The organism is Streptomyces sp. NPDC001270, assembly GCF_042896695.1.
GTDB lineage: Bacteria > Actinomycetota > Actinomycetes > Streptomycetales > Streptomycetaceae > Streptomyces.
In genome coordinates this window covers 291,592-310,799 of record NZ_JBIAXM010000009.1, presented here as the reverse complement: position 1 = coordinate 310,799, position 19,208 = coordinate 291,592, and the positions used below count along the sequence as shown (strand labels likewise).

At 73.0% G+C, this 19,208-nt stretch carries 13 protein-coding genes; 9 read left to right on the top strand and 4 right to left on the bottom strand.

Annotation, left to right across the window (positions count from 1 at the left end; translation table 11 throughout):
* Positions 1 to 148: 148 nt before the first annotated feature.
* The 3 genes from ACFY2B_RS17955 (at position 149) to ACFY2B_RS17945 (ending at position 2,403) form a co-directional block, all read left to right on the top strand.
* Positions 149 to 784 (top strand): hypothetical protein, encoded by a 636-nt coding sequence (locus ACFY2B_RS17955; RefSeq protein WP_390764056.1) that lies wholly within the window; start codon positions 149 to 151, stop codon positions 782 to 784.
* A gap of 317 nt (positions 785 to 1,101) precedes the next feature.
* Complete coding sequence (locus ACFY2B_RS17950; protein ID WP_390764055.1) at positions 1,102 to 1,410, top strand: hypothetical protein; 309 nt, start codon at positions 1,102 to 1,104, stop codon at positions 1,408 to 1,410.
* A gap of 417 nt (positions 1,411 to 1,827) precedes the next feature.
* Complete coding sequence (locus ACFY2B_RS17945) at positions 1,828 to 2,403, top strand: TerD family protein (RefSeq protein WP_376525565.1); 576 nt, start codon at positions 1,828 to 1,830, stop codon at positions 2,401 to 2,403.
* Positions 2,404 to 2,621: 218 nt separating this feature from the next.
* Here ACFY2B_RS17945 and ACFY2B_RS17940 read toward each other — a convergent pair whose 3' ends face one another.
* Complete coding sequence (locus ACFY2B_RS17940) at positions 2,622 to 3,281, bottom strand: hypothetical protein (protein WP_390764054.1); 660 nt, start codon at positions 3,279 to 3,281, stop codon at positions 2,622 to 2,624.
* The gene (locus tag ACFY2B_RS17935; protein WP_390764053.1) at positions 3,232 to 3,720 is read right to left on the bottom strand and encodes a hypothetical protein; all 489 of its coding nucleotides are present in this window, start codon (positions 3,718 to 3,720) and stop codon (positions 3,232 to 3,234) included. Before ACFY2B_RS17935 ends, ACFY2B_RS17940 begins: the two co-directional genes overlap by 50 nt.
* A 376-nt stretch (positions 3,721 to 4,096) precedes the next feature.
* Here ACFY2B_RS17935 and ACFY2B_RS17930 point away from each other — a divergent pair, with 376 nt between their 5' ends.
* Positions 4,097 to 6,367 (top strand): N-acetylmuramoyl-L-alanine amidase, encoded by a 2,271-nt coding sequence (locus tag ACFY2B_RS17930; RefSeq protein WP_390764052.1) that lies wholly within the window; start codon positions 4,097 to 4,099, stop codon positions 6,365 to 6,367.
* Positions 6,368 to 6,579: 212 nt separating this feature from the next.
* Here ACFY2B_RS17930 and ACFY2B_RS17925 read toward each other — a convergent pair whose 3' ends face one another.
* Positions 6,580 to 7,488, bottom strand: a complete 909-nt coding sequence (locus ACFY2B_RS17925; RefSeq protein WP_390764051.1) for an alpha/beta fold hydrolase — start codon at positions 7,486 to 7,488, stop codon at positions 6,580 to 6,582.
* A gap of 241 nt (positions 7,489 to 7,729) precedes the next feature.
* On the opposite strand from ACFY2B_RS17925, the gene ACFY2B_RS17920 reads away from it, so the two are divergent.
* The 3 genes from ACFY2B_RS17920 to ACFY2B_RS17910 all read left to right on the top strand — a co-directional run bounded on the left by ACFY2B_RS17920 (position 7,730) and on the right by ACFY2B_RS17910 (position 15,789).
* Positions 7,730 to 9,694: a BTAD domain-containing putative transcriptional regulator gene (locus tag ACFY2B_RS17920; protein ID WP_390764050.1), complete on the top strand. Its 1,965-nt coding sequence runs from the start codon at positions 7,730 to 7,732 to the stop codon at positions 9,692 to 9,694.
* A 139-nt stretch (positions 9,695 to 9,833) separates the two neighbouring features.
* The gene (locus ACFY2B_RS17915; RefSeq protein WP_390764049.1) at positions 9,834 to 10,139 is read left to right on the top strand and encodes a trypco2 family protein; all 306 of its coding nucleotides are present in this window, start codon (positions 9,834 to 9,836) and stop codon (positions 10,137 to 10,139) included.
* A 7-nt stretch (positions 10,140 to 10,146) separates the two neighbouring features.
* Complete coding sequence (locus ACFY2B_RS17910; protein WP_390764048.1) at positions 10,147 to 15,789, top strand: hypothetical protein; 5,643 nt, start codon at positions 10,147 to 10,149, stop codon at positions 15,787 to 15,789.
* On the opposite strand, the gene ACFY2B_RS17905 is transcribed toward ACFY2B_RS17910, so the two are convergent.
* Entirely contained in the window at positions 15,758 to 16,036 is a 279-nt protein-coding gene (locus tag ACFY2B_RS17905; protein WP_390764047.1) for a hypothetical protein, read from the bottom strand. The two genes, ACFY2B_RS17910 and ACFY2B_RS17905, sit on opposite strands and share 32 nt — an antisense overlap.
* A 320-nt stretch (positions 16,037 to 16,356) precedes the next feature.
* Between ACFY2B_RS17905 and ACFY2B_RS17900 the strand changes: the two genes are divergently transcribed.
* Together ACFY2B_RS17900 and ACFY2B_RS17895 are read left to right on the top strand one after the other, a co-directional pair.
* Entirely contained in the window at positions 16,357 to 17,892 is a 1,536-nt protein-coding gene (locus tag ACFY2B_RS17900) for a Y4yA family PLP-dependent enzyme (protein ID WP_390764046.1), read from the top strand.
* Positions 17,889 to 19,208: a pyridoxal-phosphate dependent enzyme gene (locus ACFY2B_RS17895; protein ID WP_390764045.1), complete on the top strand. Its 1,320-nt coding sequence runs from the start codon at positions 17,889 to 17,891 to the stop codon at positions 19,206 to 19,208. Before ACFY2B_RS17900 ends, ACFY2B_RS17895 begins: the two co-directional genes overlap by 4 nt.

Sequence of the window (19,208 nt, the reverse complement as noted above, 5' to 3'; positions counted from 1 at the left end):
CGACCACGCACCTGCGCCGAGGAAGGAAGAAGAGATGCCGCGAGGATCACAGCCGGAAACAGATCCACAGCCGAAAACAGGAGATCTCCGGGCGATGCGGGCGGAAAGGGATCAGCGGCTGAGTGATCGGCCAGCGGGTTGGGCCCAGGTGGATCAGCTACTCAAAAAGTACTACCTGGAACTGCAAGCGGGAGGATTGCAGTCTTGGTCCGAAAAGCTGCGCGCGGATCTCTCAAAGGGGTTTTCGGCCGCTAAGGACGCCAAGGAGGAAGTGGATTCCTTGGTCACAAAAACCTTGAAACGTCAGGATGACCTTGACCGCCAAGCCGCCTCCCTGGGTACGTCGAAGGCGGCACCGGAGATGACGTCGCACGAAGCAATTCACGCACGTGCGGCCGATAAAGCTTTCAAGCCGTTCGTCAGCTCACTATTGCGATACGAGCGATCGAAATCCAAAGAAGACGGTGAGCAGATGATCAATCACGGCCTGGTGTGGGCGAGCCTCAAGGAAGTCCAGCAGGACCTGATGCAGAAGAGGCTGGACGATCTGAGCGAGCAAACCCGGGCGGCCCTGTACGCTCCCATGCACCAGGCGGTCGAGGCAATGCAGGGCGTCGCCGCGTGGTTCTCTGGCCAAGCGCGAAACCCCGTCGGTGGGGCCGCCCGTGGAACCCAACCGCCGGTCACCTCCGCGGCGGCCACACGCGGAAGGCCGCAACTCGCCAGCAGCACCGCCGGCCTGCCTTACCGGCCGGCCGACAAACCCAAAGGTCCTACAAGGTAGACAGAGTCCGCCGGCAGCGGATTGCGGGCGGCCGTCATCAAGCACAGGAACGCCCCGTCAAGCACAGGAACGCCCCGTCGCACGCCTTCGCCGGTTCTGGGCGGAGCGTGGCGCGTCAGCCGCCGGAGGGGGGCGGGGTCAGGGGTGCGGGCCAGGACCCCGACTGAACCACCGACGCCGTCTGTCCGTTGTGATTCTCAACGAAGTACACATGGCTGCGCGGAAGGAATGTGGAAGCGATGCCAGAGTCGGGAGATCTCGCGACGTTGTGAGCCGAGCAAGCGGCTTCGAGAGAGCGGCGCGCGCAAGGGGCGCATGTGGTCACGGATCTCTACCGAAATCTCGCAGATGTTCCGGTCACCGGTGATCAAGTGACCGAAGGGCTCGCATGGGCCAGCACGCGCGAGAACGACCTTGCCCGTCGGGCCCAAAGCCTGGGCGTGGGGGAGTTGAGTGAACTGGAAAAGATTTACCACCATGCTTCCGAAATGCTCTTGGCGAACTACACTGCCTCACGCGATACCTACGCGGCCACGCAAACTCCTGCGGACTATCAGCGGATGCTGAAGGACAGGCATATGTCAACGCCAAAGGGGCAGGCCAAGACGCGCTGGAGCAAAGGCTGAACGGCGTGAGCGAGCAGCGCCGCCGGTATGACCCGGTCCGGGAGATGGCAATTAGCACTGCCGGCAGTTCACAAGCCTCCTCCAGCAGCAGTCAGCAGCAACAGGTCTACGCTTTTCAGGGGCAGCAGACGGGTGCGCATCCGGCTAAAAAGGCCAGACGGTAATAGCCGGTGACGGTGGACTGCGGCGACCGTCATCGAGTACGAGAACGCCCCGTCGTCGGCCTGTGCCCGCACCGGACGGGGCGTTCCGCGTGCCGCCGCCACGGCCTCGCCTGCTGCGCCCCTCCCGCCCCGCCGCTCGCTGTCGCTGCCCGCCGTAACGGTTTAGTTATTGCGCAAACATCGGAACCATGGGCGCGGGTTCCGCGTTGGAACCAGTGACGGAACCGACGGACGAACAACGGGAGGACGAGCCGTGGGAATCTCGCTCGCCAAGGGCGGCAACGTATCGCTGAGCAAGGAGGCGCCGGGTCTGAGCGCCGTCGTGGTCGGCCTCGGCTGGGACGTGCGCACCACCACCGGCGCGGACTACGACCTGGATGCCTCCGCGCTGCTGCTGAACACGTCCGGCAAGGTCGCCTCCGACGCGCACTTCGTCTTCTACAACAACCTCAGGAGCCCGGACGGCTCGGTGGAGCACACCGGTGACAACCTGACCGGTGAGGGCGAGGGCGACGACGAGAGCATCAACGTGAACCTCGCGGCCGTGCCCGTGGACATCGACAAGGTCGTCTTCCCGGTCTCCATCCACGAGGCGGAGCTGCGCGGGCAGAACTTCGGCCAGGTCAGCAACGCGTTCATCCGGGTCGTGAACCAGGCGAACGGCCAGGAGATCGCCCGCTACGACCTGTCCGAGGACGCGTCGACCGAGACGGCGATGGTCTTCGGCGAGCTGTACCGGCACGGCGCCGAGTGGAAGTTCCGCGCGGTCGGCCAGGGCTACGCGTCCGGCCTGCGCGGCATCGCCGCCGACTTCGGGGTGAATGTCTGAGACGGCAGCGGCTGGGGCGGCAGCGGCTGGGGCGGCACGGCTGACGGTGCACGGCTGATACGGCACGGCCGGGACGACGGCGCCGTGACGGACGACGACGGCTGCCGCGGCAGCCGTCGTCGTCCTGTCCGTCCTGTCCGTCACAGCGGTCCCGTCCAGTCCCGTTCCGGGTACCGGACGGGACCCTGCCCGTCGGTCGGCTTCCTGCGTTCAGCCCGTCACAGGGCCGCGCACTGGCCCGACTTGGGGCCGAGGACCGTGACCGGCCTGCCCGCGTTCTCCGGGACCGGCTGGTTGGTGGAGCAGGTCAGGGGTCCCATGACGGTGGCGCCGGAGACGGTGACGCCACCGCTGTTGCCGGTGAGCACGACCGGACCGGTGACGGCGGCGACGGTGCAGCCCGTGCCGCCGAGGACGACGGGCCCGCTCGTGCCGGTGACCGACACCGGCCCGGTGACGGTGGTGCCGCACCACTGCACCGTACGGGCCCGGTCCGCGGTCACGGGACCTGTCACCGTGCTGCCGCGGGAGACCAGGGAGGCCCCCGCGCGGACGGTCACGGGGCCGGTCAACCGCGCCCGGTCGAGGCAGGTGACGCCGGTGGCGACGGTCACCGGGCCGCGGTGGGTGCCGGTGAGCGTGGTGGTGCAGGACGGGGCCGGGGTGAGGCCGGCCTTGAAGTCGAGGGCGTAGGCGAGCTTGCCGGGCTTGGCGTCCGTGATCGGCTTGCTCACCTTGGCGAACTCACCGCCGGTCTCCTTCTTGCCGTCGTTCCACTGGGCCATCCTGCCCAGCTCGGCGGCCGTCCGGCCGCCCGCCACCGGATCGTCACCGCCGAGCGCGGCCATGGCCTGGGACGCCTGCTTGACCAGGCTCAAGCTCGGCGACGCTGTCGGCCGTCTCCTGCCCGAGCGGCACGGTGCAGGAGAAGCCGGCCGGGTCGTCGAGGCGGGCACCGGGCCGCACGGACGCGGCCTCGCCCTGCCCGTTGGTCTCGCACCAGTCGTCGAACCGCTTGTTGAAGTCGCCCGCCGCCTCGTCCTTGTCCGAACCGTAACGGCCGAGTTTGTAGGAGACCTCGTCGTAGCCGAGCACCGACTGGGTCGGATGCAGCTCGCCCAGGGTGACGTCCAGCAACTCGCCCGGCTGGGCGCACACGTGAGCCGCCCGTCCGGCACCGCAGCCCTGCGCCTGTGCCGCGCCCGCCCCGGTGACGACCGCCCCGGCCGCCAGCGCGACGGCGGTCAGGGCCGCCGCCGTACGGCGTCCCGGTCTCGGGCCGGTGTCCGACCGGTTTCCGGCACTCTTTGCCCGCATGGGGTCCCTTCCGCTTGAACGGGCGCTGCCCCGCGCCCGGTTTGCCGGGAGAACGCTCGCAGGCGTGCCCGGTCACCGGGTGGAATCGGCGTGAACTCCCGGTGCGCCCACGGCCGAGACCGGCCGACCGTCCCTGGGGTCCGCGGGACCCATCCCCGATGTCCGTGTGAGCGAGGGGATCCATGTGGTCTCGGTCACTGCGGGCGCCACCGGGGTGATGCTTGGCGCATCCTGTGCGCTGGTGATAGCAGCGCACCTGTGTGTCAGGTGTGACTCCTGAACTTTCTGCCGCTGTCCTTCGCGGACCTCAGCGGCCTTCTTTGGGGTGGGATACATAGTGAGTCCTCGTACGTCGCATGCGTACAGACCGTTGACCATGAAACGGCGGGTGTGGCTGACGCTCGGGGCGGTCGTCCTGGGCGGTGGCGGCGTGGTGTCCTATGCCGTCGCCAGCCCGTCGGACGGTCACGCCGAAGGCCAGGCCAAGCGCCCGGCGAGCGTCCACGGCCTGGCGCTGAAAAGCGCCGGAGCCGGCAAGGCGGAGCTGCCGCAGACGGGCACCAAGCAGTTCTCGCTGCTCGGTGTCACCTGGACCGGTGGCTCCAAGCGGTTCGACGGTGCGGCCCAGGTGCGCACCCGCAGCCTCCAGACCGGCGAGTGGAGCGCCTGGCGGAGCCTCGATGTGAACACCGACCCGGCGGAGGACACGGCGGGAAGCGCCACCGCGCGAGGCGCGTCCGAGCCGCTGTGGGTCGGCCCCTCCGACGGCGTCCAGGTACAGGTCACCCGTAAGAACGGCACCACCAGCTCCGTCCTGCCCAAGGGACTCACGGTCGACCTCGTCGACCCCGGGGTGGTGACGGACGCCGAGGCGAAGGCCCAGCCCGCCGCCTACGTGGCAGGGACCGTCGGCGAGACGAGCGCATCGCCCACCGACTCCGTCTCTCCCACCGACAGCACGAGCGACGCACCGACGGGCAGCACAGCGCCGTCTGCGAGCGACTCCGCTTCCGCACCCGTTCCGGCGAGTTCGTCGCCGAGTTCGTCGTCCAGTGCGTCCAATGCGCCCAGTACACCCAGTACGCCCAGTGCGCCGACCACGCCACCGGCGCGGCCGTCCACGGTGCCCGAACCGCCGATCGTCACGCGCGCCCAGTGGGGTGCGGACGAGTCGCGGAGCCCCGACCCGTCGGACTACAACGCCGATGTGAAGGCGGTGTTCGTCCACCACACGGACGGGGTCGACTACACGTGTGACCAGTCGGCGGCGATCGTGCGGGGCATTTACGTGTACCACACGACCGACAAGCCGAATGAGCCGGCCTGGAACGACATCGGCTACAACTTCCTCGTCGACAAGTGCGGCACCATCTTCGAGGGCCGCAAGGGCGGTGTCGACCAGCCGGTGCTCGGCGCGCACACGTACGGCTTCAACCGGGAGTCCACCGGTATCGCGGTGCTCGGCACCTACACCAGCGCCGGCGCCTCCAGCGCCGCGCTGACCTCGGTCGCCCGGATCGCGGCCTGGAAGCTCGGGCAGTACGGCGCCGACCCGGCCGGCACCGTCGACCTGACCGCGGGCGCCACGCAGGCGAACTACTTCCGCAAGAACTTCACCGCGGGCAGCAAGTACACCTTCTCGCGGATCTCCGCTCACCGTGACGGCTTCAACACCGAGTGCCCCGGCGACGGGCTCTACAACCAGCTGCCGACCATCCGCACCCTCGCGGCCGGTCCGGTGCAGGGTCTGAAGGTCGCCTCGGTCACCGGCGCCACCCTGAACGGCTCGACGTACTACACCAAGGGCGCCGTCACCGTGAAGTGGTCGGCCACCACGCCGTCGTCGCTCATCTCCAAGTACGAGCTGGTGGTCGACGGCAAGACCGTCTCCACGCTGGCCGGTTCGGCGACCTCCGCCGCGACCACCCTGGCCGTGGGCAGCCACACGGTGGCCGTGCGGGCCGTGCACCAGTCCGGCAAGACGGCCACCAGCGCCTCGGTGAAGATCGTCGGGGACACCACCGCCCCCACCTTCAGCACCAACCCGAACATCGCCCTGCGCACCGGCACCGTCAGCACCACCTCCGTCCCGGTCACGCTGGGCTGGAAGGCCGCCGACACGACGGCCCTGCGCCAGGTGAACCTGCTGGCCCCGACGGCCGTCACCTTCGGCCCGACCACCACCAGCTCCAGCCGCACCGTCAAGCCCGGCGCCGCCACCACCTGGTCGATGCGGGCGTACGACTGGGCGGGCAACTACCGCACGGTCTCGCCCGCCTACACCCCGGTGATCCTCCAGGAGACCTCCGCCACCAAGACGGGCACGTGGAGCACCCGCTCCAGCTCCAGCTACCTCGGCGGCAAGTCGTACTCCAGCTCGGCCAAGAACGCGAGCCTCACCTGGACCTTCACCGGCCGCTCGGCCGCCCTGGTGGTCTCCCGCGCCGCCACCTCCGGGCAGGTGTACGTGTACGTCGACGGGACGAAGGTCTCGACCGTCGACCTGAAGTCGTCCACCACGCAGTACCGGAACGCGATCTGGACCAAGTCCTGGTCCAGCAGCGCCAAGCACACCGTCAAGCTGGTCGTGGTCGGCACCAGCGGCCGTCCGACCATCACCACCGACGGGCTCGTCTACGTGAAGTAGCGGCCCGGTAGCGGTACACCGGCGGCCCGGCAGCGGTAGACCGACCGGGCCGCCGCACACCGGAACGCGGTACGCAGGTCCCGTGGAGCGAGTTCCCTCAGCTCCGCGGGACCTGCGCGCGTTCGCGGCCGGCTGCCCGGCCAGTTGCCCGGTCGGCTGCCCCGCCCGTTGCTCGGCCGGTTGCCCGGCCAGTTGCCCGGCCGGCCGTGCGGTCAGCGCTTCAGCAGGTCGCGCAGTGCTGCGGCGATCGCGGCAGGGTCCTCCTCGGCCATGAAGTGCCCCGCTCGGGTCAGCCGGTGGTCCAGGTCCGGCGCCCACGCCTGCCACACCCCGGCGGCGTCGTAGCCGAGCTGCGCGCCCCAGTCCTGCTGGACGACCGTCACCGGCATGGCGAACCGCGTCCCGGCGTCCAGGTCCGCCTGGTCGTGCGTGATGTCGATGCCCGCCGAGGCGCGGTAGTCCGCGACGATCGACGTCACCGCCGCGGCGCTCGCCCGCAGGTACTCGGCCCGCACCTCCGTGGGCAGGGCGGCCGGGTCGTTGGCCCAGGCGTCGAGGAACGAGCCGAAGAACGCGTCCGCGCTGCCTGCGATCATCGCTTCCGGCAGGCCCGGCGGCTGGGCCATCAGGAAGAGGTGGTAGCCGACCGCCGCCGAGACGCCGTGCAGGACGTTCCACATGTCGAGCGTCGGCACGATGTCGAGGATGCCCAGGTGCGTGATGGTCTCGGGGTGGTCCAACCCCGCCCGGAAGGCGACCAGGGCACCGCGGTCGTGCCCGGCCAGGGCGAACCGCTCATGGCCGAGCGCACGGGCGAGCGCGACGATGTCGGCGGCCATGGTCCGCTTGGCGTACGCCGTTCCGTCGGCGTTCTCGGCGGGTTTGTCGCTGGCGCCGTAACCTCGCAGGTCGGGGCAGATCACGGTGTGGTCGGCCGCGAGGTCGGCGGCCACGTGCCGCCACATCAGGTGGGTCTGCGGGAAGCCGTGCAGCAGGACGACCGGGCTGCCGCTGCCGCCGACGGCCGTGTGCAGGGCGACGCCGTCCGCGACGGGCACTCGGTGCGATGCGAAACCAGGGATGGTGGAGGGGGCGCGGACGCTGGGGTCATGGGAGAGCATGCTCCGAGGCTGCCGCCCGCGGATCAGCACCCGGTCAGCAAGGCCGGTCAGTCAGGCTGGTCCGTAAGGCTGGTCCGCCGGGCTGGTCAGCCGGGGTGGTCCGTAAGGCCGGTCCGTAAGGCCGGTCCGCGAGACCGGTCCGCGAAGCCGGTCCGCGGGCGCGGGCAGGGAGTACGGCCTGGCGCCCAGCCCGGTGACACGGGCAGGGAGCATGGGCAGGGAGCACGCGCAGGGAGGTCGCATGGAACGGGTGGTGTTCCGGGTGCTCGGGCCGGTCGGGGCCGAGCGCGACGGTGCCGCCCTGGCCCTGAAGGGCCCGCGCCACCGTGCCGTCCTGGCCCGGCTGATCGTGGCCCGCCGCCGGGTCGTCCCGGTCGGCCGGCTCGTCGACGACCTGTGGGAGGAGCCGCCGCCGAACGCCGTCGGCGCCCTGCGGACCTTCGTCGGCGACCTGCGCCGCGCCCTGGAACCGGAGCGCCCGCCGCGGACACCGGCCCGGCTGCTGGTCACCGAGGGCCCCGGGTACGCCCTGCGCGCCGACCCCGGCACCGTCGACGCCCGGCGGTTCGAGGACGCCGTGGCCGAGGCCGCCGCGGCGGCGCCCGAGCGCGCCCTGGCACGGCTCGAAGCGGCGCTCGCGCTGTGGCACGGCCCCGCCTACGCGGACTTCGCGGGCCAGGAGTGGTGCCGGGGCGAACGGGCCCGGCTGAGCGAACTGCGGCTGCACGCGGTGGAACGGCGGGCCGAGGCCCTGCTCGCGCTTGGCCGGCCCGCCGAGGCGGTGCCCGACCTCGACGCGCACGCCACCGCCCACCCCTGGCGCGAGGAGGGCTGGCGGCTGCTGGCGCTGGCCCTGTACCGCACGGGCCGGCAGGCGGACGCGCTCGCCGTGCTGCGCCGCGCCCGCGCGGACCTGGCCGACCGGCTCGGCCTCGACCCCGGCGTGGCGCTGCGCCGCCTGGAGGCGCAGGTCCTCGCCCAGGACCCCGGCCTGGACGGCCCGGCGGAACCGTCCCAGGCGGCGGCCCGGCTGTGGGCGCGGGCGGCCGAGGCGTACGACCGTACGGTGGCCGCCGGTGCCAGGGCCCGCCTGGAGTCGACCGTGGGCCTGCTCCGAAACCTCGCGGTGACCGGCGGCGACGGTCTCGCCGAGTCCCGCGGGCACCGGCTCGCGGCGGTGACCGCGGCCGAGGAGACCGGCGACGCGGAACTGACCGCCCGGGTCATCGGCGCCTTCGACGTGCCCGCGCTGTGGCCGCGCGCCGACGACCCGCAGGCGGCGGAGCGTATCGTCGCCGCGGCCGAACGCACCCTCGCGGCGCTCCCGCCGGACGGGCCGCACGAGGCGGCCCGCTGCCGTCTTCTCGCCACCGTCGCCGTGGAGATGCGCGGCACCCGCTCGCCGCGCGGCCCGGCCGCCGCCCGCGCGGCCGAGGAGAGCGCCCGCCGCCTCGACGACCCCGCGCTGCTCGCCTTCGCCCTCAACGGCGTCTTCATGCAGTCCTGCACCCGCGCCGGCCTCGCCCCCGTCCGGGACGCGACCGGCGAGCAACTCGTCGCCCTCGCGGCCCGGCACGGCCTGGTCACCTACGAGGTGCTCGGCCACCTCGTCCGCGTCCAGGCCCGCGCCGCCCTGGCCGACTTCGCGACCGCCGACGCGCACGCCGCCGCCGCGGACCGGCTGTCCCGACGGCACGAGTTGCCGCTCGTCGGCGTGTTCACCGCCGGCTACGCGGCCCTGCGCGCCGCCGCGACCGGCACCGCGGCGCAGGCCGAGCACGCCTACCGGTCGGCGTACGCGGCGCTCGACGCCTGCGGCATGCCCGGTCTGACGGCGGGGCTGATCCCGCTGACCCGGCTGTCCCTGACCCTGCGGCCGGACCGCCCGGCCCGCGCCGCCGACGTCGATCTCGCCGAGGACTGGGGTCCCTACCGGCCGTGGGCGCGGCCGCTCGCCCTGCTCGGGGCGGGCCGGACCGGGCAGGCCCACGCGGCCGTGCGCGGGCTGCCCGAACCGCCGGCCGACCTCATGTACGAGGCGCTGTGCTGCCTGACGGCCGCCGCCGCCCTGGAACTCGACGACCCCGAACTGCGGTCCGTCCTCGCCGCCCGGCTGCGTCCCGCCACCGGCCAACTGGCGGGCGCCGCCAGCGGATTCCTCACCTTCGGACCGGTCGCCGACTGGACCGAGGCACTGCGGGCCTGACGGCGGCCCCGGCCCCGGCCGGATCCCGCCCGTGCACGGCAGTGGACATGACCGGTTGGGGCTCCCGACACTCTGTCATCTGAGAGACTTCACGCACGCCACAGGCGGTTGACGGATTCCGTACGGTTTCGGGGGACCCATGGACATCGAACTGTCCGATCTGCTCACGTCACTTCGCGCGGAGATCGACCGCGCCCGGCTGGCCGCGGCCGGCCAGGACGTGCGGTTCCAGATCAAATCCATCGACCTGGAACTCCAGGTCGCGGTGGAGAAGACCGCCGAGGCCAACGCCGGGGTGAAGTTCTGGGTGGTGTCGCTGGGCGGCAAGGGCGGCGGCAAGACCGCGCAGACCCACACCGTGAAGCTCAGCCTGGCCGCCGAGACGGAAGACGGCAGGCCCGTCCTCACGGACGACGACGTCTCGAACCTCTTCCCCGCGGGCTGAGGGCTGAATGGCCCCGATCGACAAACGCAGGGTCGCGCAGGTACTCGTCGCACGGGACGGCGGGCACAAGTACGGCTCGGGCTACCGGATCAGCACCCGGCTGATCCTCACGGTGAAGCATCTGCTCGGCCAGGAAGCCGACCCGGCCTGCACGGTGCTGTTGGGACGGGACAAGGATCCACTGCCCGTCACCGTCGCGTGGCGGAGCAAGCGGCAGGACCTGGCCCTGCTGCGCCTCGACGAGGTGCCCGTGGGCCTCGGCTCCGTACCGCGCGTCGACTTCGGCAGCCTGCCGGACGCGGTGGGCAGCGTGCCGTTCAGCGGCGTCGGCTTCCCGGCGTTCGCGCAGCGCGCCGCCTCGGACCGGTTCGAGGGTCTCGACCGGCGCGAGAGCTGCGACTTCGAGGGGAACATCCGGCTCGGCTCCAACCTGAAGTCGGGGCTGCTCGGACTCACCATCACCACGCACCTGCCGCGCGAGCGGGGACCCGACGGCCAGGACGCCTGGCAGGGCGTCTCCGGCACGGCCCTGTTCGCCCACGACCGTTATCTGGTCGGCGTGCAGGCCCACCGGCTGCCGGCCGCCGGGACGGGCAGCGCGGAGGCCGAACCCCTGGCGGAGGCGCTGCGCGACCCGGAGTTCGCCGCCGTGCTCGCCGAGGACTTCGTACCGGCCCGTGCCGTGCCGCTGGACCCGCCCGCCCGTGAGCCCCTGCGCCGGCGGCTGCGGGCCGTCATATCCCAGGCCGAACTCGTCGAGGGCTTCAGCGACTTCGAGAAGAACCTCACCCCCGAGCGGCTGCCGTTCGTCTCACCGGGCAGCGACGACGCCGCCGCCCCGCGGAAACTGCTCACCAGACTGGTGATGTCCGAGGACCGCGGCGTGCTGCTCCTGGGCGCGGCGGGCACCGGAAAGAGCCGCACCGGCCTGGAGGTGGGCCGGCTCGCGCTGGAACAGGGCTGGCGGGTGCTGCACGTCCTGCCCCACAACCAGAGCGAGACGATCACCGAGCAGATAGCCGACCAGGTCTTCGCGGACGTCGGCGACGTCCTGGTGGTGATCGACCTCAACGCGACCAGCCTCGACCTGCTGGCGCTGCGCCACCACCTGCTCCCCGAGGCCCGCCGCCGGGGCATCACCCTGGCCCTGCTCGCCTCCGCGCGGCCCGGCTGGCTGCTGAAGGCCGACCGCGCCCTGGTGCACGAGCTGTTCGACGAGGTGCAGCTGCGCCAGGACGACGCGTTCCAGCGGCAGGTCACCGACAACCTCCTCCAGGTGCTGGCACCCACGGCCGTACGGCAACTGGGCCGGGACCGGATGCTCGCGGTCAGCGGCCACCGCCCCATCGTCGCCCTGCTGATCGCCCGCGAGATCGAACGCCGGGTCAAGGCGGGCCTGACGTCCATGCCCGAGACGGCGGGCCTGCGGATCGGCGGTGAACTGCCCGTCTGGCTGCAAAGACGGCTGTACGAGGACGGACTCACCGTGCCCGGACGCCCCGACACCTACACGCCCGCCCGCGCCTCCCACGACCTGGTGGCCGCGGCCGCCGCCGCCGCGGCCTGCCCGCAGGAACACGCCGAGGTGGTGGCCGCCGCCCGCGCAGCGACGGCCGGGGCCCCGGCCGGGGCGCCCGCGGCCGACGACATCGTGGCGACCCTGGTGTCGCTGGGCTGGCTGGAGACCCGGGACGGGGTGCTGTCGGTCGCCCACGACATCGTCGCCGACCAGCTCGTCGAGTCGGTCATGATCCCCGAATCCGCCGCCACTCCGGACGCCACCGGCACCCACGCGTTGCTCGCCGGCTGCCTCACCAGCGCCCGCACCGTCGGCCGGTACGCCGCCACCGTCGGCCGGATCGTGGGCGACCTCGGCCTTGAGGACCGGGCCGCCGAGAGCACCGCGGTGCTCGACGGCTGGTTCACCGAGCACGCCGCGGCCATCGGCCGGCTCATGCGGCACGACTCGGACGTCGGCGGTTACGCGCTCGGCGCCATCTGCTCAGGACCGCCCTGGTCCGGCTCCGCCGTGCACAACTGGGAACAGGTCGTCAGCCCCTGGCTCGGGGACCACGGCGCCGGCCGCGACGCCCGGCACGTGCTCCACCGCGGACTGCGCCACCTGCCCGGCGACGGAGCCCTGCTGCTCGTGCCCACCGCGCTCGACTGGCTCGACACCCACGGGCTGACCAGCGAGGCCGGTTATGTCACCGGCCCGCTGCTGTCCCGCACGGACGTGCCCGCCGAGGCCGTACGGCAGGTCGTCACCAGCACCCTGGCCTGGCTCGACCAGCACACCACGCACCCCGGCGCCGGCTACGTCATCAGGCCCCTGCTCGCCCGCACCGACCTGCCCGTCGACGACACCCGGCGGGTGCTGGCCGCCGCGTTCGTCTGGCTCGACCGCTACGCCGCCACGCACAGCGCCGGCTACGTCCTCAGCACCCTGCTGCCGCGCTCCGGCCTGACCGCCGCGGACGCCGCACGGGTGGTGACCGTCGCCGTCGGCTGGCTCGACCACCATGCGACGGCCCCCGACGCCGGCTACGTCCTGCGGCCCCTGCTGTCCCGGGGCGACCTGGGCCCGGCCGAGGCCGGCCGCGCGGTCCGCGGCGCGCTCGCCTTCCTCGACCTGCACGGCATCACCGACAAGGCCCCGTTCGTCCTCGGCCCGCTGCTCGTACGCACTGGCCTGGACCCCGACGACACCCGGCGGGTGCTCGCGGCGGCCCTCGGCTGGCTCGACCACCACGCCGGCACCGCGGAGGCCCGCTTCGTCCTCGGCCCGCTGCTCGCCCGCGCCGACCTCGGCGCCGACGACGCCCAGCAGGTGCTCACGGCGGCCCTCGGCTGGCTCGACCTGCACACCGGTGGCATCGAGGCCGAGTCGGTCCTCTCCCGGCTGCTCCAGCACCCCGGCCTGGACCCCGACGACACCCGGCGGGTGCTCGCGGCGGCCCTCGGCTGGCTCGACCTGCACGCCACCGACGTAGACGCCGAGTTCGTCCTGTCCCGGCTGGTCCTGCGGACCGATCTGGCCCCCGCCGACGTCCGCCGGGTCAGCCGTGCCACCCTCGCCTGGCTCGACCGGCACACCGGCGCCGAACGGGCCAAGTTCGCCCTCGGCCGGCTGCTCGCGCTGTCCGACCTGACCGAGGCCGACGTGCGACGGCTGGCCGCCGCCGCCCTCGGCTGGCTCGCCCAGCACGCCGCCGAAGACGCCGGATACGTCCTCAGACCCCTGCTCGCCCGCACCGACCTCACCCCGGACGAGGCACGGCGGGCGGTCTCGGCCGCCCTGGTGTGGCTCGGCCACCACGACGACAGCGACGCCGGCTACGTCCTCAAACCGCTGCTGTCCCGCCCCGACCTGACGGCCGCCGACGCCCAGCAGGCGATCCGCGCCGCGGTGGCCTGGCTCGACCGGTACGAGACCACGTCCGGCGCCGGCTACGTCCTCAACGGCCTGCTCGGCCGCGACGACCTGAACCCCGGCCAGGCCCGGCGGGGGCTCGCGGCGGCCCGCACCTGGCTGGACCGGCACGCCGCCACGTCCGACGCCGGATACGTCTTCGGCCGGCTGCTCGCCCACCCCGACTGCCCGCCGGCCGACGCCCAGCGGCTGCTGCCCGCCGCGCTCGCCTGGCTCGGCGAGCACGCCACCGGACCCGAGGCCCGGCTCGTCCTCGACGCCCTGGACTCCCGCACCGATCTCGGCACCGACGACATCCGGCGGCTCGCCTCGACCTTCCTCACCTGGCTCGAATCCCACGCCACCACCGCGAAGGCCCAGTACGTCCTCAACACCCTGCTCACCCGGAGCGACCTCACCGCCGACCAGGCACAGCGGGCCACCACCGCGGCGCTGACCTGGCTCGACCACCATCTCGTCACGCCCGGTGCCGGTTTCGTCCTCGATCCGCTGCTGGCGCGCGGGGACCTGTCGGCCGTGGCGGCGGCGCGGTCGGTCGCGGCGGGCCTCGGCTGGCTCGACCTGCACGCCGCCACCCCGAGCGCCCAGTTCGTGCTGAACGCGCTGCTCGCCCGCACCGACCTCGGCGCCGCCGACGTCGGGCGGGCCCTCGCCCACACCGTCGTCTGGCTCGACGGGCACGCGGCCACCGCGGAGGCCCGTTTCGTCCTGGACCCGCTGCTCGCCCGCGCCGACCTCGGCCCGGAGACCGCCCGGCAGACGGCCGAGGCGGCGCTTTCCTGGCTGGCCGACCATCTCGTCACGCCCGGTGCCGGTTTCGTCCTCGATCCGCTGCTGGCCCGCGGGGACCTGTCGGCCGTGGCGGCGGCGCGGGCGGTCACCGCGGCCCTCACCTGGCTCGACCACCACGCCACCGCACCGAAGGGCCAGTTCGTCCTCAAGGCGCTGCTCAGCCGGAACGACCTGCGGTCCGCGGACGCCCAGCGGTCGGCCCGCGTCGCCCTCGCCTGGCTCGACGAACGGGCCTGCGGCCTCGGCGCCGGCTACGTCCTCAAACCGCTGCTGGCCCGGTCCGACCTGACCGGCGAGCACGCCCGGCGCGCCGCCGCAGCCGCGTTCACCTGGCTCGACCAGCACGCCCTCACCATCGACGCCGCCTACGTGCTCGGGCGGCTGCTCGCCCGTACCGACCTCACCGACGAGCACGCCGGGCACGCGCTGGCCCACGCCTTCGCCTGGCTTGACGCGCACCCGTCCCTGGCGGAGGCCCGGTTCGTACTCGCCTCGCTGCTCACCCGTCCCGAGCCGGGCGGCGAATCCGGCGGTGTGCCGGCCGCCCAATCCGGCGGTGAGTCGGCCGCTGAACCCGGCGGCGAGTCCGGCGGCGGGTCGGGCGGCGAATCCCGCGCTGTGTCGGGCGGCGAATCCCGCGGTGTGTCGGGCGGTGAGTCCGGCGGCGGGCCGGGCGGCCGGTCCGTCGGCGTGGCCCTCGCCTGGCTGGCGGGGCACGGCGCCTCCTTCGGCGCCGGACACGTCCTCGACCCGCTGCTGTCCCGCCGCGACCTGTCGGCCGACGACGCCCGGCGGACCGTCACCACCACCCTGGCCTGGCTCGACCGCTACGCCGCCGCCGCGAGCGTCGCGCACGTGCTGCGACCGCTGCTGGAACGCACCGACCTCACCCACCCCCAGGCCCAGCGGTCCGCCGTCCTCGCGCTCCGCTGGCTCGCCCACCACGCGGCCGCCCCACGCGCCCGGTTCGTCCTCGGCCCGCTGCTCGCCCGCCCGGACCTCGCCGCCGAGCACACCCGGTCGGCCCGCCCACTGGCCCTGGCCTGGCTGGACGGCCACACCACCGCGGCCGGCGCGCCGATCGTCCTCAGACCGCTGCTGTCCGACGACGTCCTCACCCCCGAGGACGCCCGGCGCACGGTCCTGGCCGCCTTCACCTGGCTCGCCCACCACGCCGCCGCCGCACGCGCCCGGTTCGTCCTCGGCCCGCTGCTGGCCCGGCCCGACCTGCCTGCCGCGGACGCCCGGCGGGCCGTCACCCTCGCCTTCGCCTGGCTGGACGACCACGGGACGACGGAGAAGGCCGCACTCGTCATCACGGCGCTGCAAGCCCGCCCCGACCTGTCGCCCGACGAACTCCGCGCACTCAGCGAACTGGGGGGCGGGCCGACGGCTACCACCGCGCGGGCCGAACGGACAGAGTGAACGTGCCATCCACGTCCGGGACCTGGACGAACAGCGGGTGCCCGCTCTTGATCTGGTCGCGTGCCGCGCGCTGCTCGTCGGGATCCGTGGCCCAGACGCGGAGTTCGGTTGGGCAGTGGGGTACGGGCACGGGTACCTGCCGCATGGCCGGCCGCACCCACGCCGACCGCTCGGGGCCGGGGTCGAGCCGGTCCGCGATCCACAGCGCTGCACTCCGCAGCCAGCGCAGTGTCAATGTGGTCTCCACCCGTGCATTCGCCGGACTGGTCGCTCTCGCCCGGTCTGCCGAACTCTAGAACCGCGCACCCCGGGCCCCGCCGTTCCTCTCCTCCGGACCGGCGGGGCCTTCTCGATGCCCCGTAGCTCGCTCACACCCCGTTCGGACGCGCACCCGGTCCCCGCCACACCCCGCCCAGATCTGACAAGAACCATTCGCTTTCCGCCCGCTTTCGGGGTTTCCCGGAGTAATTCGACCGGGCGGCGGGAAGGGGGCTACACGGCGAACCGCGGGGAGTGAGCGGCCGTGCCCGGGATGCCGGGCCCGACATGCTGGGGGAGGGGCCGGGTATGGGCGGGCAGCCCTTGTATCTCGTACCGCGGTTGGGCGAACGGCTGTCCTCGCTGCTGGACTCACCCGGACTCCTGCACACCCTTGTCGACGCCCTCGGCTCCCCGCTGAACGTGGTCGTGCCCGATCAACTCTCCGCCAATCTGGAACAGTTCCGGTCGGTGTACGGTCGGCATCATCTGTCCGGTCAGGTGCTGTTCGCGCACAAGGCCAATCGGTCCAGCGCCCTGCTGCGGCGGCTCGCGGCCACCGACGCCGGTGTGGACGTCGCCTCGCTCGGGGAGTTGCAGCACGCGCTCGGCGCCGGTTTCACCCCGGACCGGATCACGGCCACCGGCCCGAAGAACCCCGAGTTCCTGTGGCTGGCCGCGCGCACCTCGGTCACCGTCGCGCTCGACGGCCACGGCGAACTGGAGCACCTGGCCGCGCTGGTGCGCGAGCACGCGCTGCCACGGACGCGGATCCTGCTGCGGCTGTCGGGGTTCGAGTCGTCCGGCGTGCGGACGCTGAGCCGGCGCAGCCGGTTCGGAACGCCCGTGCGGGAGCGGCAGGCGCTGCTGGCGGCCGTCGAACGGCACGCCGACGCCGTGGAGCTGACGGGCGTGGCCTACCACCTGGACACCACGAGCCTCGCCGAGAAGGCGACGGCCCTCGAAGGCTGTCTGCAGGTGCTGGAGGAGTGCCGCGACAGGGGCATGCGGCCGTCGGTCGTGGACATCGGCGGCGGCTTCGGCGTCGACTACTTGGCCGACGGCGAGCAGTGGGCGCGGTACACGACCGCGCTCACCGCCGCCGTCCTGGGCACCCGCCCGCCGCTGACCTGGGGCGGGCACGGCTACGGGCTGCGCAACGAGGCCGGCACGATCCGCGGGTCGCTCGGCCTCTACCCCGCCCACCGTCCGGTCGCCGGGCCGCGCTACCTCGACGAACTGCTCACACACCCGGCCGCGTCCTTCGGCGGCCGGACCCTGGCCGCACTGCTCCTCGACCACCTGTACGACCTGCACATCGAGCCGGGCCGCGCCCTGCTGGACCAGTGCGGGGTGACCCTGGCCCGGGTGCTGGAGGTGCGCGAGCCGGAGAGCGCCGGCGGCGAACTCCTCGTACGCCTCGCGGCGAAGGCCGACGACGTGGGCCTTGAGGAGCACGGGGTGCTGATGGACCCCGTCGTCGTCCCCCGGGACCGGGGCAGGGGCCGGGCAGGGGTGGTCATGGGCCCGGTCACCGCCCCTGGGGGCCCGGCCGCGGAACCCGTAGCCGTCCATCTCTTCGGCACGCTGTGCCTGGAAACCGACCTGATCACCCGCCGGACGGTCTTCCTGCCGGTCCGGCCCGCGCCGGGCGACCTGCTGGCCTTCGCCAACACCGCCGGGTACTGCATGGACTTCCACGCCACGCACGCCCAGCGGCAGCCGGTCGCGCGCAAGGCCGCCGCCTGGCAGGAGGACGGCGGATGGCGCTGGTGCCTGGACGACCAGTACTGGCCGACGACGTCCCCGGCCGCGATCGGGTACGACATGGGGGGAGCGCAGTGAGGTACGACAGCATCACCGAGGCCATCGGCAACACACCGCTGGTGCGCATCGACCCGGCCGTGCACGGCCTGCACCACATCGACCTGTACGCCAAACTGGAGCTGTTCAACCCGTTCGGGTCGGTCAAGGACCGGGCCGCCTGGAACATGGCGGGCCCGCGGCTGGCCGACGCGGCGGCACACGGCAGCCAGGTCGTCGAACTGTCCAGCGGCAACACCGCCAAGGCGCTGGCCGTCCTCGCCGGGATGCACGGCCTGACCTTCAAGAGCGTCACCAACCGGATGCGGGTCCCGGAGATCAAGGACCTGCTCCTGCTGCTCGGCGCCGAGATCGAGGAACTGCCCGGCCAGAGCGAGTGCCTGGACCCCACCGCCACCGACGACCCGCTGACCCTCTTCCACCGGACCCTGACCGAGCCCGGCAGCACCTATCTGCACACCGACCAGTACTTCAACCCGCGCAACGTCGAGGCCCACCTCACCGGCACCGGACCGGAGATCGTCAAGGACCTGGACGGCCGCGCCCCGGACTGGTTCATCGCCTGCGTCGGCACCGCCGGTTCCTCCACCGGCGTCGCCCGCGCCCTGCGCGAACACGATCCCGCCGTGCGGGTGGTCGGCCTCGTCGCGGCCAAGTCCGACTTCATCCCCGGCATCCGCACCATCGACGAGGCCCACCAGGTCGGCCTGTTCGACCCCGGCACCTACGACTCGATCGAGCCGGTGAACTCGGACGAGGCGATCGAGGGGATGCTCACCCTGAACCGCCGCTGCGGCATCCTGGCCGGACCCACCTCCGGCGCCGCCTACTTCGGTGCGGTCCGCCGGCTGAGGGCCGTCGACACCGAGTCGGCCGAGCGGCGGACCGCCGTCTTCATCGTCTGCGACCGCGTCGAGAGCTATCTGAGCTACGTACGGCAACGGCGCCCCGACCTGTTCGGGCGGCCCCGCCGGGCCAACTCCGCGGCCGATCTCACCGCGGCCGAGATCCAGGCGGCGCCCGCCGTCGGCGTCCCCGACGCCCAGGCGTGGATCGCCGGCGGCGCCCCCCTCGTGGTCGACCTGCGCAGCCCCTACGCCTTCGCCGCCCTGCACATCGACGGCTCGGTCAACATCGTCGACGAGGTCTTCGCGGAACTCGTGCGCGGCGGCCTGCCCTTCAGCCGCAGCCGTCCGGTGCTGCTGGCCTGCCCGGTCGGCGAGCAGTCGGCCCGCTACGCCGCGCTGCTGACCCGGATGGGCCACCCGGACGTGCGCAGCCTGGCCGGCGGCATCATCGCCTGGCGGGACGCGGGCGCGCCCCTGGTACGGGACTGA

Coding starts and splice junctions, on each gene's coding strand:
- ACFY2B_RS17930 (WP_390764052.1), top strand. CDS start 4,097: ATGAAACGGCGGGTGTGGCTGACGCTCGGGGCGGTCGTCCTGGGCGGT.
- ACFY2B_RS17910 (WP_390764048.1), top strand. CDS start 10,147: ATGGCCCCGATCGACAAACGCAGGGTCGCGCAGGTACTCGTCGCACGG.
- ACFY2B_RS17935 (WP_390764053.1), bottom strand. CDS start 3,720: ATGCGGGCAAAGAGTGCCGGAAACCGGTCGGACACCGGCCCGAGACCG.
- ACFY2B_RS17900 (WP_390764046.1), top strand. CDS start 16,357: ATGGGCGGGCAGCCCTTGTATCTCGTACCGCGGTTGGGCGAACGGCTG.
- ACFY2B_RS17925 (WP_390764051.1), bottom strand. CDS start 7,488: ATGCTCTCCCATGACCCCAGCGTCCGCGCCCCCTCCACCATCCCTGGT.
- ACFY2B_RS17915 (WP_390764049.1), top strand. CDS start 9,834: ATGGACATCGAACTGTCCGATCTGCTCACGTCACTTCGCGCGGAGATC.
- ACFY2B_RS17920 (WP_390764050.1), top strand. CDS start 7,730: ATGGAACGGGTGGTGTTCCGGGTGCTCGGGCCGGTCGGGGCCGAGCGC.